Genomic DNA, 13644 nt, shown 5'->3' with positions numbered 1-13644 from the left:
GTCACCTCGTTCCTTCCGTCGCTGCCAGGATCTCCGCGAGATGCAGGGTGCGTACGCCGCTGTTCAAGCGGACGAGACCGCCGCCGATGTGCATGAGGCAGGAGTTGTCGGCGGCGCACAGGACCTCGGCTCCGGTGCTCATGACGGTGGTCATCTTGTCGGCGAGGATGGCGGTGGAGGTGTCGGCGTTCTTGACGGCGAAGGTCCCGCCGAAACCGCAGCACGCGTCGGCCGCCGCCAGGTCGACGAGGTCGATTCCCTTGACTGCGCGCAGCAGTCGCAGGGGCCTGTCTCCCAGGCGTACACCGCGCAGGGAGTGACAGGTGGGGTGGTAGGTCACACGGTGCGGGAACACGGCGCCCACGTCGGTGACGCCGAGGACGTCGACGAGGAACTCGGTCAGCTCGTGGACGGCGGGGACGACGTCGGCGACAGCCTCGCGCAGTGCGGCGTCGCCGAGCTGTTCGGCGAGGACGGGGTGGTTGTCGCGGATCATGGCCGCGCAGGAGGCGGAGGGCGTCACGATCGCGTCGTATCCGGCGAAGACGCGGGCGAAGCGGGCCACCATGGGAACGGATTCCGGGCGGTAGCCGGTGTTGAAGTGCATCTGCGCGCAGCAGGTCTGGTCGCGGGGGAACTCAACGGTGTGGCCTAGCCGTTCGAGGACGGTCACGACCGCCCGGCCGGTGCCGGGGAAGAGGGTGTCGTTGAGGCAGGTGACGAACAGTCCGATCCTCATCGGCGCCTCACCCGCGGTCCGGGGTGGGAACGGAACCGGGGGTGCGGTGCTCGCGGCGCAGCTCTTCCCAGAGGGCCTCGGGTATCGCACGGGCCAGCATGTCGGCGGCGTCCGTGGCCTCCGCCGCGCTGCGCAGGCCGAGGAGGACGCCCGCCACCGCGGGGTGGCCCAGCGGGAAGCGGGCCGCCGCGGCCCTCAGGGGCACTCCGTGGCGCTCACATATCTCCCGCAGCCGGAGCGCCCTGGCCAGGGTCTCCGGCGGGGCGGCCGCGTAGTCGTACGTGGCGCCCGGGCGTGGATCCGCGAGGAGGCCCGAGTTGAACACCCCTCCGGCGACGATCGACACGCCACGGCGCTGCGCGGCGGGCAGCAGGTCGGCGAGGCCGCTCCGGTCGAGCAGGGTGTAGCGGCCGGCGAGCAGGACGACGTCGACGTCGGTCTCGGTGACGAAGCGGGTGGGGATCGCGGTCTGGTTCATACCCACGCCGATGGCACGGACGACCCCTTCGGCCCTGAGGCGTTCCAGGGCGGGGTACGCCTCGCGCAGCGCCTGGTCGGCGTGGTCGTCGGGGTCGTGCAGGTACACGGTGTCGACGCGGTCGAGCCCGAGCCGCTCCAGGCTCGCCTCCAGGCCGCGCCGGATGCCGTCCGCCCCGAAGTCCCAGACCCTGCGGTACGCGGAGGGTACGGCGAAGCCGTTGGCGAGGTCGTCGCCGGTCGCGCCGGGGTCGGGCACGAGGAGGCGGCCGACCTTCGTCGAGACGGTGTACGTGTCACGGGGCCGGTCCCGCAGGAAGGCGCCGAGCCGGCGCTCGGACAGGCCGAGGCCGTAGTGTGGTGCGGTGTCGAAGGAGCGGATGCCACGGTCCCAGGCGGTCGCGAGGGTCCGGTTCGCGTCCTCGTCGGTGACGGCGCTGTAGAGGTTGCCGATGCCGGCCGCGCCGAAGGCGAGGCGGGTCGTCCAGGCGGTGGTCCGGCCGAGGGGGACGCGGGTGGGTCCCGCGGGGTCGGCGGCGGGTCCGCCCCCGGTCGGTCCGTCCGTGGCCTGTTCGTCCGCAGCGCGTTCGTGTGCGGCCCGTTCGTCGGCTGCCCACTCGCCGGCTGCCTTCTCGTACGCGCTCATGTGCCCGCCGGCCGGAGTCGGAGTCCCGCCATGCCGCCGTCGACGGCGAGGGCCGTGCCCGTCACCGAGGCCGCCGCCGGGGAGGCGAGGTAGACGACGGCCGCCGCGACCTCGTCGGCGCCGACGAGCCGCCCGGTGGGCTGGCGGGCGCTGAGTGCCGCGCGTTCGGCCTCCGGGTCCGTCGCGGCGTCGAGCAGACGCGCGACCCACGGGGTGTCCACGGTCCCGGGGTTGACGCAGTTGACCCGGATGCCCTCCCGGACGTGGTCGGCGGCCATGGCGAGGGTCAGGGAGAGGACGGCTCCCTTGCTCGCCGCGTACAGGGCCCGCTGCGGCAGGCCCGCGGTGGCGGCGATGGAGCAGATGTTGACGACGGCGGCGTGTTCCGAGCGGCGCAGGTGGGGCAGGGCGGCGCGGGTGGTGCGGACGACGCCGAGGAGGTTGACGTCGAGGACGCCGTGCCACTGGTCGTCGGGGTTGTCCTCGACGGTGCCGGCGGCTCCGATGCCCGCGTTGTTGACGAGGATGTCGATTCCGCCGAGTGTGGCGGCCGCCGCCGCGACGGCTTCGCGCACCGAGGTGTCGTCGGCCACGTCCGCGCGGAGGGCGGTGAACGTGTCGGGTGTGGCAGCCGGGTCGAGGTCGAGGACGGCGACGGCGGCGCCCTGCGCGTCGAGCAGGCGGGCGACGGCGAGTCCGATGCCGGAGGCGCCGCCGGTGACGACGGCGCGGAGGCCGGCGAGCGGGTACGAGGTCATGCGGTCACCTCCACGGTGGCTTCGTCGGCGAGCGCTCCGGCCAGGTCCGCGGCCCAGAACGTGCCGTGGGGGTAGGCGAACGTGGCGAGGGAGGCCTCGTGCATGTCGGCGGAGAAGCCGGGGGCGAGGGGCGCCGTGTAGGCGCCCTCGCGTATGACGGCCGGGTGGGCGAAGTGCTCGTGCAGATGGTCGACGAACTCGATGACCCGGTCCTCGGTGGTTCCGCTGAGCGCCACGAAGTCGAACATCGCGAGGTGCTGGACCAGTTCGCACAGGCCGACCCCGCCGGCGTGCGGGCAGACGGGTACGCCGAACTTGGCGGCGAGGAGCAGTATGGCGAGGTTCTCGTTCACACCGCCGACCCGGGCCGCGTCGAGCTGGACGATGTCGACGGCGCCCGCCTGGAGGAGCTGCTTGAACACGATGCGGTTCTGTACGTGCTCGCCCGTCGCCACCTTGACCGGGGCGACGGCGGCCCGCACGCGCGCGTGCCCGAGGATGTCGTCCGGGCTGGTCGGCTCCTCGATCCAGTAGGGGTCGAACTCGGCGAGCGCACGTGTCCATTCGATGGCCTCGCCGACGTTCCACCGCTGGTTGGCGTCGACGGCCAGGCGGACGTCCGCGCCGACGGCGGCGCGGGCGGCGCGGCAGCGGCGGACGTCGTCCGCGAGGTCGGCGCCGACCTTCAGCTTGATCTGGGTGAAGCCCGCCGCCACCGCTTCCTTGGCGAGTCGGGTCAGCTTCTCGTCGGAGTAGCCGAGCCAGCCGGGCGAGGTGGTGTACGCGGGGTAGCCCTGGGCCCGCAGGACGCTCTCGCGCCGGGCGCGCCCGTCCTTGCCGCGCCGGAGGAGGTCGAGGGCCTCCTCGGGGGTGAGGGCGTCGGTGATGTAGCGGAAGTCGACCTGCGAGACGAGCCACTCGGGGTCGGCGTCGGCGAGCAGCTTCCACAGCGGCTTCCGCTGCCGCTTGGCGGCCAGGTCCCATACGGCGTTGACCACGGCCCCGACGGCCATGTGCATGACGCCCTTCTCGGGCCCGAGCCAGCGGAGCTGGCTGTCGCCGATCAGTGCGCGGCTGACGAGGCCGGGGTCGGCGCAGAGGTCCTCCACGGACCGGCCGACGATGTGGGCGCGCAGTGCTTCGATCGCGGCGACCTGGACATCGTTGCCACGCCCGATGGTGAAGGTGAAGCCGTGTCCCGTGGGGCCGTCGGGCTCGTTCGTGCGCAGGACGAGGTAGGCCGCGGAGTAGTCGGGGTCCGGGTTCATCGCGTCGGACCCGTCGAGTTGGCGGGAGGTCGGGAAACGGATGTCGTAGGTGTCCATCGCAATGACCCGCGTGATGTCAGTGGACAACGGGGTTCCTTTCACACCTGGGCTGCTTGCTCGGTGTTCGGCTTCATCTGCCCGACCGACACGGAGCAGCCCCAACCATCAGCACAGATCGGGTGATTGGCCTATTGAGCGAGAACGATACGGCGCTCGCGAGAGGTGAGGCAAGTAGACATCGGATGTTTCTCGGACCTTGAGAACGGCGGCACGAAGGGCATCACGCACGACACGACGAGGGCGGGCGCTCCCCGGGGAGCGCCCGCCCTCGTCGTGCAGCCATGGCGGTGGAGGCGGAGAAAGGAGTCCGAACAGCAGGTCACAGCACGCTGTCGAGCCAGCGGACGACGTTGGAGATGTGGATCGTCGCCCAGGCCTCCGCCGTTCTCGCGTCCCGTGCGGCGAGTGCGTCCAGGATCGCCCGGTGCTCCGACAGGGTGCGGGCCACGGCCGTCTCCTCGGTGATCCCCCGCCACAGCCGCGCCCGCACGGTGGCCCCGGAGATGCTGTCGAGGAGCGAGCACAGCAGGGGAATCCCGGAGGCCGCCGCGATGCGCCGGTGGAACTCCAGGTCGCTGGCGACGAGTTCGTCCAGGCTCGGGGCGTCACCGAGACGGTCGAGGAGCTCCCCGAGCTCCCTGATCTCGTGCTCGGGAATGCGCTCCGCCGCCAGCGCGGTGGCCGCCGGCTCCAGGATGCCCCGGACCTTCAGGGCCTGGAGCGCCTGGTCGTCCTGGTGGAAGTCCAGGACGAACGACACCGCTTCGAGCAGCAGCGGCGGTTCGAGGCTGGAGACGTACGTCCCGTCGCCCTGCCGCACGTCGAGGATGTTCAGCAGGGACAGGGCCTTCACCGCCTCGCGCAGCGAATTGCGCGACAGGCCCAGTTCGGCGGCGAGGTCGGCCTCCTTGGGCAGCCGGTCCCCCGGGCGCAGCGCGCCGGAGACGATCATCTCCTTGATCTTGCCGATCGCCTCGTCCGTAACTGCCAAGGCGTCCTCCTGTGCAAGGCCAAATACATCGGATGTGTCTGCTGGGCGCCACCTTACTGCAGGGTGGCGCGGGGCCGACCGGCTCGGCCCACGAGGGGGAGGTCCAGGGAGCGACAGCCGGCCCCGCGCGGACGTGCGACGGGCCGGCTGTCCTCCCCCCCGGTTCTTCGTCAGCGGGCGTTGGGGCCCACGTCCGCCGGGGTCAGCGGCCTGCGGATCGGCGTCGCCGTCGCGTACTCGTCGGCGCCGACGTCACGCACACCGCCACGCGCGTCGCCGTCGATGTCATGGGTGACGGGCGCCGGGGACAGTGTGGCCGCGCCGATCGCCCGGCTCGTGCTCGACAGGCGGTACACCCCGTCGGAGCCCTTCACCAGGCGGGGATCGGCCCGCAGGAATCCGCCGGCGGGGATGTTCCCGTCGGCCGCCGCGCCGAACAGGATGTTGCTCTGCCAGGTGAAGCGGACCGTGGTCGCCATCTCCACCAGACTGCCGGTCTGGCCGACCAGCAGGTTGTCGGCGACGGTGACGTCACGGGGTTCGTGCGGGCGGTGGCTCTCGCCCGAGAGGGCGCCGCCCGCGTTGTCGAGGAGGGTGTTGTGGGCGATGAGGATGCGGTCGGGTGCGTCGTTGCCCCGGCGGGCCTCGGCCGATTCTCCGGGGACGTGGTCGCGTTCCGTTCCGCTGCCGATGACCATCGCACGACCGGTGAGGCCGGCCAGGTAGTTGTTGACGATGACGTGGTCGTTGCCGTAGATCCGCACGCCCTCCTCGCCGCCGATGAGGTAGTTGCTGTCGACGAGGGTGCCGTTGCCGTGGCGCAGGACGATACCGCCGAGGCTGTCGCGGATCGTGTTGTAGCGGATGACGTTGTCGGAGCTCTTGACGGAGATGGCCTCGGGGTCGCCGTTGGCCCGCTCGAACAGGTTGTACTCGACGAGCGCGTGCGCGCTCGACAGGGCACGGGGACTGACGCCGAGACGGATCGGCTCGCCGCCGTTGGAGCCCGCGAAGGTGTGGTCGGAGAAGTGGTTGCGGTGGACGTGCACGCCCTGGGCCATGGCCTCGCTGCCCGAACCCTCGATGCCGAGGAAGATGCCGAGCGTGGTCTTGCCGTGGAAGTGGTTGCGGTCGATCACCGCCTCGTCGCCACGCACCATGACCCAGTGCAGGCCCTCGATGTCCGCGAGCTGGAAGTCGTTGCGGGTGAGCCGGATGTACGTGCAGGTCGCCGGGATCTCCAGGGTGGTGCTCTGCCGGAAGGAGAAGCCGCTCACGGTCACGTTGCTGGACGCGTCGAAGACGAAGCTCCGCTCGCCGCGCAGCACGGCGCCGCCCCGTGACGCGGCGACGATGGTGATCGGCGCGGTGCGGGAGCCGTTCTTGCCGGTGATGGTGAGGGGCTTGGCGGCGGGAACGGTGTAGGTGCCGTTCGCGACGACGATGCGGGTGCCCGGCACCGCCGCGTCGATGGCGTCCTGGAGGTCGTCCAGGGAGCCGACGTCGACGGTGGGGCCCAGCGGGCGCGCGGGCTTGCGCCGGGCGGCGTTCGCGTACGCCGGGGCGGAGAAGGGCAGGGCGGCCGCTGCCGCCCCTACCGCGGTGCCGGTGAGGAACGTGCGTCGTTGCATGGTGCCTCCGTAATCGGTCGAATGGGTGGTACGCGTACGGCCCTTCACATCGAGACGCCGGGCCCGGACGGGTCCGCCAGGTGCAGCTCGATGACGGGCACGGGTGTGTCGGGCCGCTGCACCGGGAGCCGGAGCGTGAGGGTGCCGGCCGGCTGGCCGCCCATCTGGGTGTTCATCGCCGGGCGGTCGGGGTCGAGCGGCTCCTGGACGATCTCCGAGGCGTCGTTCAGGAGCTGGGCGTACCGCACCCGGCCAGCGAGACCGGGCAGGTGCAGATGGCGCAGCGGCCAGGAGAACAGGTGGACGTAGAGCCGGTCGCCGCGCTGGGTGTAACGGCAGTCGGCGGGCGGGGTGTACGGGGAGGGGCCGCAGCCGCGTACGGACCGTTCGTGCAGATCGGTCCAGCGGCCGATCTCGGCGAGGGCGGCGGTGTCGCGCGGGTCGAGGTCTCCCCGGCCGGTGGGGCCGACGTTCAGCAGGAGGTTGCCGCCCTTGGAGACGCCGTCGACGAGCATCCGGATGAGCAGGTCGGGGCTCTTGTGGTCGAGGTTGTCGCGGTCGTATCCCCAGCTTCCGTTGAGGGTCTGGCACGCCTCCCACAGGACGGGACGGCCCTCGACGGTCATCGGGGCGGACGGCTGGTACTGCTCGGGCGTGACGAAGTCTCCGGGGAGGCCCGCCCGGTCGTTGACCAGGATGTGCGGCTGGAGTTCGCGGACCATCGCCATGAGCCGCGGGGCGTCCCAGTCGTCGGGGCCCTTGCCGCCCCACCATTCGCGGCCGGCGTAGGAGAAGTCGAAGAAGAGGTAGTCGACGCGTCCGTACTCCGTGAGCAGTTCGCGGACCTGGCCGTGCAGGTATTCCTGGTACTCCCGGATGTCCCGGTCGGCCGCCTCGGCCTTGAACTCCTCGTCGTCGCGCCGCGGGTGCGTTCCGTCGACGGGGAACGAGGGGTGGTGCCAGTCGATCAGGGAGTGGTAGAAGCCGACCTTGAGGCCTTCGGCACGGCACGCGTCGACGAAGGGTCCGACCAGGTCGCGGCCGTGGGGTGTCTTCGTCACCTTGTAGTCGGTGAGCCGGCTGTCCCAGAGGCAGAAGCCGTCGTGGTGCTTGGTGGTCAGGACGACGTACCGCATGCCGGCGGCCTTCGCCGTCCGCGCCCACTTGACCGGGTCGTAGCGGTCGGGGTCGAAGTGGTCGAAGTACACCTGGTACTGCTCGTCCGTCATCTTCTCCCGGGTCTTCACCCACTCGTGGCGTGCGGCGAGGGAGTAGAGGCCCCAGTGGACGAACATGCCGAAGCGGTCGTGGGTGAACCAGCTCGTGTCGGGCGAAGAAGTCGACGGGAGTTCGGTGTCGGCGCTGGTAGAGGTCATGGGGCATCGTTCCTGTGCGGTCGGGAGGGGGCGGGCGGTCCGGCGGCGCCGTCAGGCCGGTTCGTGGACGTCTTCGCGGAGCCGTACGTCGGGGGCGACGCGGGCCAGGTAGCCGGTGTCGTCCCGGCGGGTCAGGCCGCACTCCAGGTACTGCCGGTGCAGCCGGTCCAGTGCGTCGCGGTCGAGGTCGACGCCGAGTCCGGGCGTGCGCGGGACGGTGATCGCGCCGTCGACGAAGCTCCACGGTGTGGTGACGACGTCGTCCTCGGGCCGCTTCCAGGGCCAGTGGGTGTCCAGGTCGTGGGTGAGGGCGGGGGTGGCGGCGGCGAGGTGGACCATCGCGGCGAGGCTGATGCCGAGGTGGGAATTGGAGTGCATGGACATCCCGATGCCGAAGTGGTGGCAGGCGGTCGCCAGGTGCTGGGTGGCTTTGAGGCCGCCCCAGAAGTGGTGGTCGCCGAGCAGGACGCCGACGGCCCGGGCGGGGATCGCCTCGGTCAGGTGCTCCCAGGTGACCACGCACATGTTGGTGGCGAGGGGCATGGGGGCGATGCGGGCGAGGTCCGCCATGGCGGGGATGCCGGCGACCGGGTCCTCCAGGTACTCCAGTACTCCCGTCAGCTCGTCGGCCACCCGGGCGGCGGTCTCCGGGGTCCAGCTCGCGTTGGGGTCGAGGCGGAGCGGGTGGCCCGGGAAGGCCTCGCGGAGAGCATGGATCGCGGCGATCTCGTCGTCAGGCGGGAGTACGCCGCCCTTGAGCTTGAACGAGCGGAAGCCGAAGCGGTCCGCCAGGAGCCGGGCCTGCGCCACGAGTCCGGCCGGATCGAGGGCCGGTCCCCACTCGTCCGGCTCGTGGCCGGGGTGCGCGGCCCATTTCGCGAACAGGTAGCCGCAGAAGTCGATCCGGTCGCGGGTGGCGCCGCCGAGGAGGTCGGACACGGGCCTGCCGAGGTGTTTGCCCTGGAGGTCGTGGCAGGCCACCTCGAACGGCGAGGTGACGCTCGCGACCGTCTTGGCCGCCCCGCCCTCACCGATGAGGCCGTGGGCGTCGCGCGCCACCCGGCCGCCGACGATCGCGTGGACCCTCCGGGACAGTTCGTTGAGGTCGAAGGGGTCGAGGCCGGGCAGGTCGTCGGCGACGGCCCGGAGCAGTTCGAGGTGGGCGGAGTCGCCGTAGCTCTCGCCCAGGCCGTACGCGCCGGTGTCGGTCCTGACCTCCACCACCGCGCGCAGGGCGTACGGCTCGTGGACGCCGACGGCGTTGAGCAGCGGCGGGTCGGCGAAGGCGACGGGGGTGACGACGACGGAGGTGACCTTCACGAGGCGACCGCCACGGCGGGAGCGCCCTGTTCCGGCGTGAGGCCGGTACCTGCGCCGTCCGTCACGGCGGGCTCCGCACCGCCGCCCGTTTCGGCCAGTGCGCGCCGGCCCCGGGCCAGGAGGTCCTTCAGCTGCTCGACGTGGTCCGGTGCCGCGTCCACCAGGGGTGCCCGGACGTGGCCGACGTCGAGCCCGCGCAGGCGGGCTCCGGCCTTGACGAGGGAGACGGCGTAGCCGGGGACCTGGTCGCGCAGGGCGGTCAGCGGCAGGTAGAAGTCGGTGAGGAGCCGGCTGGTGACGGCGGTGTCGCCGGTCGTCAGGGCCGTGTGGAAGGCGCGGGCGATGTCGGGGGCGAAGCACAGGACGGCGGAGGAGTAGTCGCGGATGCCGATGGCCCGGCAGGCGGTCGCGCTGACCTCGGCGGTGGGCAGTCCGTTGAGGAAGGCGAAGGTCTCGGCGCGGGGGTGGCCGCTGGTGCGCACGGCGGTGACCATGCGGGCCATCGAGTCCAGGTCGCCGTCGCCCTCCTTGATCCCGGCGACCCGGGGCACGGAGAGGAGCCGGAGGGCGGTGGACACGCCGATTCTGGCGAGGCCGCGCCGGTAGACGAGGACGGGGAGGCGCCCGGCGCCGGCGACGGACTCCACGTACGCGAGATAGCCGTCCTCGGTCCCGCCGACGAGGTACGGGGGCAGCAGCAGGATCCCGTCGGCGCCCGCGTCCGAGGCGGCGCCGACGGCTGCCCGGGCGTTGCCGAGGCCGCCCCCGGCGCCGGCGAGGACGGGCACGCGGCCGGCGACGACGCGTACGGCGTGCCGGACGACCTCGGCGTACTCGGGGGCGCTGAGCGAGGAGTACTCCCCCGTGCCGCAGGCGACGAAGAGCGCGGCGGGGCCGTGGGCGAGCTGGTCCTCGATGTGGTCGGCGAACACGCTCGTGTTCACCTCGTCGGCGGGGGTGAACGGCGTGAGCGGGAAGGACATCAGGCCGGACGGGATCACGGGAGGTGGTCCTTTCGGAGGGGTCGGCCGTTCGGGTCAGCCCTTGAGGGCGCCGCTGGACAGGCCGTGGACGAAGGAGCGCTGGAAGAAGAGGAAGACGATGACGGAGGGCAGCAGGGCGAGCAGCGACGCTGCCATCACCACGCCGGGGGTGACGAGGGGGTCGACCCGGAGCGTGCGCAGGGCGAGCGGCAGGGTGTACGAGGAGGAGTCGGTGGCCACGAGCAGGGGCAGCAGGTACTGGTCCCAGATCATCGTGAAGCCGAAGACTCCGATGACGCCGAGCGCGGGCTTGCACATGGGGAGGATGATCTGCGCGAAGATGCGCAGATCTCCTGCGCCGTCGATGCGCGCCGCCTCCTCCAGCTCCTTCGGTACCTCCTTCATGAACTCGGTCATGACGAGGATGGAGAACGCCCAGGCGCCGACGGGCACGATCATGCCGGCGAGGGAGCCGATCAGATTGATGTGGACGACGGGAAGGTCGGCGAGGATCACGGAGAGCGGGATGGCCAGGATCTCCTCCGGCAGCATCAGCGTCGCCAGGATCGCGACGAACGCGAGGGTCATGCCCCGGAACCGCTTCCTGGCGAGGGCGTAGCCCGCGAGGACGGAGACGGCGACCTGGAGCAGCAGCCCGAAGCCGACGACGAAGAAGGAGTTGAGGAGGTACTTCAGGACGCCCTGGTCGAAGGCGACGGTGAAGTTGTCGACGGTGGGGTCGGAGGGGACGACGCTGAGCTGGGTGGGGTCCTTGACGTGGTTGAACGCGCTGACGAGCAGGGCGAGCAGCGGTCCCGCGAACACCACGAGGACGAGGAGGTACGTGAGGACCTTCAGGGCGCGGCCGGCGGCGCTGCGGCTCTCGGTCAGCCCGAGGGCGGTCTCGGTCGGCGCGCTCATTCGTTACCCCTCCGTCGGAACAGGTGGACGCCGACGGTCAGGAGCAGCGTCGCCAGGAACAGCAGGACCGCTCCGGCCGCGCCGACGCCGAGCCGGTTCTGTTCGAGGCCCAGTTTGTAGATCACGGTCATGACGACCTCGGTCGAGCCGTCGGGGCCGCCGTTGGTGAGCAGGAAGACCTCGGTGAAGACGCGCAGGCCCCGGATGGCGGCGAGGATGAAGAGGATGGTGAGGACGGCGCGCAGGCCGGGGAGCGTCACGTGGCGGATGCGCTGGAACCGGGACGCGCCGTCGACCTTGGCGGCTTCGTACAGGCCGCGGTCCACACCCGCGAGACCGGCGAGGAAGATCATCATGTCGTAGGGGGCGCCCCGCCAGATGCCGGTGAGCATGATGGAGACCATCGAGGTGTCCGGGTCGTTGATGAATCCCGACGGGCCGAACCCCACCAGGCCGAGGAGGGAGTTGAGCATGCCGTCCTCGGTGGGGTGGTACATGATCCGCCAGAGTTCGGCGACGACCGCGATCGGCACGACGACGGGGAGGAAGGCCGCCGAGCGGACGAAGCCGAGTCTGCGGCCCTGTCCTTCCATGAGGAGGGCGAGGGTGAGGCCGAGCAGCATCGAGCCTGCGGTCTGGCCGACGGCGAGGACGACGGTGTGCCAGGCGGCCTCGCGGAAGCCGTCCGAGGAGAGCACGGTGGCGTAGTTCTCGCCGCCGACCCACCGGTTGCCGAGGTAGGGCTGGACTTCCTGGAAGGACATGGTCAGCGCGCTGGCCATGGGGATGAACTTGAAGTAGAGGAAGAGGATCAGGGCGGGGGCGAGGAAGAGCCAGGGCGTCCACCATCTGCCGCCGCGCCGGTTCCTCACCCGGCGGGGGACGGGCGGCCCGGCTCCTCGCGGCGCGGTCGGCGCCGGCCCGCGCCGGGCGGGCGGGGTGGAGCCGGCCGCCGGGCCGGCGGCCGCCTTCACCTGGTCGAGGCTCGTCATCCGGCGATTCCCTGCTCCTGGAGGATCCCGGCGAGCTTCGTGTCGAGTTCACGCAGCTTCTCGCCCAGGTCGAGGGAGCAGTCGGCCATCAGCGCGTTGACCGTCTCGGCGGTGGTCTGCCGTACGGGGGTCCAGTTGGGGATGGAGGGGGCGTAGCGCCCGGAGGAACGGTAGACGTCGGCGTACGTCTTCCAGCGGGGGTCGGGGCGTACCTCGGTGACGTCGACCGTCTTGTTCACGGGAAGCTGGACGGTGGAGCCGTCGACCCCCTCCATGCCGAGTCTCTGACCCTCGGCGGAGATGGCGTACCCGGCGAAGGCGTCCTGTCCGGCGCGGTTCTCCGAACCGGCCATCAGATAGACGGAGCCGCCCTCGGCGAGCACGGTGGCGTCCTTCGGTCCCTTGGGCATGGGGACGACCTCGTACTTGTCCTTGCCGAGGGACTTGTCGAAGCGGGACATGAGGTAGGGGCCGACGACGAACATGCCGGTCCTGCCCGCCTCGAACGTCTCGTTCGTCGGCGGGGTGTCCATGGTGACGGCGCCGGGCTGGACGACCTTGTCGTCGCAGCCGAGGGCGCGGAACCAGCGCATGGCCTCCGTCGACTCCTTGCTCGTCATCGACGGCTTGTACGTGCCCTGGCCCGCCTCGGTGATGAAGTCACCGCCCGCGGCCCAGAGGAAGTTGGAGAAGTACCAGGAGGCGTAACCGCGCTTGGTCGACAGCGGGGCGGCGAGGCCGTAGGTGTCCTGCTTGCCGTTGCCGTCGGGGTCGCGGGTGGTGAAGGCGGTGGCGAGCGCGGCGAGTTCGTCCCAGGTCCGCGGGGCCTCCAGCTTCAGCTTCTCGCGCCAGTCCTTGCGGACGAGGAGGGCGCCGGCCTGGGCGGAGTACGGGATGCCGTACTGCTTGCCGTCGACGCTCTTGCCGGAGTTCAGGCCCTGCTCGACGAGGTCCTGACTGTTCTTGATCTTGCTGAGGTCGATCTCCCTGAGGAGCCCCTGGCTGTTCATCGCGCCGAGCTGGGTGACGTCGTTCATCACGATGTCGGGCAACTGCCGCTGGGCGGCGCGCTGCTGGAGCTTCGTCTCGAAGTCGTCGAAGATCGCCGTGACCTTGACCTTGTGTCCGGTGGCCTTCTCGAAGCCTTCGACGAGCCTCAGGGTGGCCTTCTCACCTGGGCCGCCGGGCGTGGTCCTGGTCCACAGCTCCAGCTCCGCCTTGGAGTCCTGCTTGGCGTCCGCCCCGGCAGGGCCGGACGTACAGCTCGTCAGGGCCAACGCCGAGGCGAGGAAACCCGCACCGATCCATCGCGTTCTCTGCATGACAACTCCTGTTCGCCGCCGTCGGCAGCTGGCCTGTAAGCGCTTGCCGGGGACGCTAACGCGCGGCCGAACGAGGGTCAATAGTCCGATGACTGAAAAGAGTTGAAACGATTGAGGGCTCGTGATGACGTACACCTGTCGAAGCCCTCATCACCCGCTT

Annotated in this window: 12 protein-coding genes; all 12 read right to left on the bottom strand. The window is 71.1% G+C overall.

Features of this window, described 5'->3' with window-relative positions:
- Position 1: 1 nt before the first annotated feature.
- The 12 genes from IF00_RS0106065 to IF00_RS0106010 all read right to left on the bottom strand — a co-directional run bounded on the left by IF00_RS0106065 (position 2) and on the right by IF00_RS0106010 (position 13484).
- Complete coding sequence (locus tag IF00_RS0106065) at positions 2–739, bottom strand: (Fe-S)-binding protein (RefSeq protein WP_030315019.1); 738 nt, start codon at positions 737–739, stop codon at positions 2–4.
- 7 nt (positions 740–746) lie between these two features.
- The gene (locus IF00_RS0106060; protein WP_078944561.1) at positions 747–1862 is read right to left on the bottom strand and encodes an aldo/keto reductase; all 1116 of its coding nucleotides are present in this window, start codon (positions 1860–1862) and stop codon (positions 747–749) included.
- Positions 1859–2620 (bottom strand): SDR family NAD(P)-dependent oxidoreductase, encoded by a 762-nt coding sequence (locus IF00_RS0106055; RefSeq protein WP_030315016.1) that lies wholly within the window; start codon positions 2618–2620, stop codon positions 1859–1861. Before IF00_RS0106055 ends, IF00_RS0106060 begins: the two co-directional genes overlap by 4 nt.
- Complete coding sequence (locus IF00_RS0106050; RefSeq protein WP_037637596.1) at positions 2617–3945, bottom strand: enolase C-terminal domain-like protein; 1329 nt, start codon at positions 3943–3945, stop codon at positions 2617–2619. Before IF00_RS0106050 ends, IF00_RS0106055 begins: the two co-directional genes overlap by 4 nt.
- 322 nt (positions 3946–4267) lie before the next feature.
- Positions 4268–4939, bottom strand: coding sequence for a FadR/GntR family transcriptional regulator (locus IF00_RS0106045; RefSeq protein ID WP_030315013.1), 672 nt, complete (start codon positions 4937–4939; stop codon positions 4268–4270).
- Between the two features lie 170 nt (positions 4940–5109).
- Positions 5110–6570, bottom strand: coding sequence for a polysaccharide lyase 6 family protein (locus IF00_RS0106040; RefSeq protein WP_030315011.1), 1461 nt, complete (start codon positions 6568–6570; stop codon positions 5110–5112).
- A gap of 44 nt (positions 6571–6614) precedes the next feature.
- Entirely contained in the window at positions 6615–7946 is a 1332-nt protein-coding gene (locus IF00_RS0106035) for an alpha-L-fucosidase (protein WP_030315010.1), read from the bottom strand.
- A 51-nt stretch (positions 7947–7997) separates the two neighbouring features.
- Complete coding sequence (locus IF00_RS0106030; RefSeq protein WP_030315009.1) at positions 7998–9266, bottom strand: enolase C-terminal domain-like protein; 1269 nt, start codon at positions 9264–9266, stop codon at positions 7998–8000.
- Entirely contained in the window at positions 9263–10267 is a 1005-nt protein-coding gene (locus IF00_RS0106025; RefSeq protein ID WP_245234437.1) for a 5-dehydro-4-deoxyglucarate dehydratase, read from the bottom strand. Before IF00_RS0106025 ends, IF00_RS0106030 begins: the two co-directional genes overlap by 4 nt.
- 36 nt (positions 10268–10303) lie before the next feature.
- Positions 10304–11170, bottom strand: a complete 867-nt coding sequence (locus IF00_RS0106020; RefSeq protein ID WP_030315007.1) for a carbohydrate ABC transporter permease — start codon at positions 11168–11170, stop codon at positions 10304–10306.
- Positions 11167–12162, bottom strand: coding sequence for a carbohydrate ABC transporter permease (locus IF00_RS0106015; RefSeq protein ID WP_030315005.1), 996 nt, complete (start codon positions 12160–12162; stop codon positions 11167–11169). Before IF00_RS0106015 ends, IF00_RS0106020 begins: the two co-directional genes overlap by 4 nt.
- Positions 12159–13484 carry a sugar ABC transporter substrate-binding protein gene (locus IF00_RS0106010; protein ID WP_030315003.1) on the bottom strand — a complete coding sequence of 442 codons (1326 nt, stop codon included), beginning with the start codon at positions 13482–13484 and terminating at the stop codon, positions 12159–12161. The genes IF00_RS0106015 and IF00_RS0106010 overlap by 4 nt, the downstream gene beginning before the upstream one ends.
- Positions 13485–13644 lie beyond the last annotated feature (160 nt).

Origin of the sequence: Streptomyces flavochromogenes, from assembly GCF_000717595.1 — a bacterium.
In the GTDB taxonomy this organism is placed as follows: Bacteria; Actinomycetota; Actinomycetes; order Streptomycetales; family Streptomycetaceae; genus Streptomyces; species Streptomyces flavochromogenes.
This window is presented reverse-complemented; position numbering and strand designations above follow the sequence as displayed.

Bases quoted from the DNA above. Each gene is read 5' to 3' on its own strand.
- IF00_RS0106035 (WP_030315010.1), bottom strand. From the start codon at position 7,946: ATGACCTCTACCAGCGCCGACACCGAACTCCCGTCGACTTCTTCGCCC.
- IF00_RS0106065 (WP_030315019.1), bottom strand. From the start codon at position 739: ATGAGGATCGGACTGTTCGTCACCTGCCTCAACGACACCCTCTTCCCC.
- IF00_RS0106015 (WP_030315005.1), bottom strand. From the start codon at position 12,162: ATGACGAGCCTCGACCAGGTGAAGGCGGCCGCCGGCCCGGCGGCCGGC.
- IF00_RS0106060 (WP_078944561.1), bottom strand. From the start codon at position 1,862: ATGAGCGCGTACGAGAAGGCAGCCGGCGAGTGGGCAGCCGACGAACGG.
- IF00_RS0106040 (WP_030315011.1), bottom strand. From the start codon at position 6,570: ATGCAACGACGCACGTTCCTCACCGGCACCGCGGTAGGGGCGGCAGCG.
- IF00_RS0106020 (WP_030315007.1), bottom strand. From the start codon at position 11,170: ATGAGCGCGCCGACCGAGACCGCCCTCGGGCTGACCGAGAGCCGCAGC.
- IF00_RS0106050 (WP_037637596.1), bottom strand. From the start codon at position 3,945: ATGGACACCTACGACATCCGTTTCCCGACCTCCCGCCAACTCGACGGG.
- IF00_RS0106055 (WP_030315016.1), bottom strand. From the start codon at position 2,620: ATGACCTCGTACCCGCTCGCCGGCCTCCGCGCCGTCGTCACCGGCGGC.
- IF00_RS0106010 (WP_030315003.1), bottom strand. From the start codon at position 13,484: ATGCAGAGAACGCGATGGATCGGTGCGGGTTTCCTCGCCTCGGCGTTG.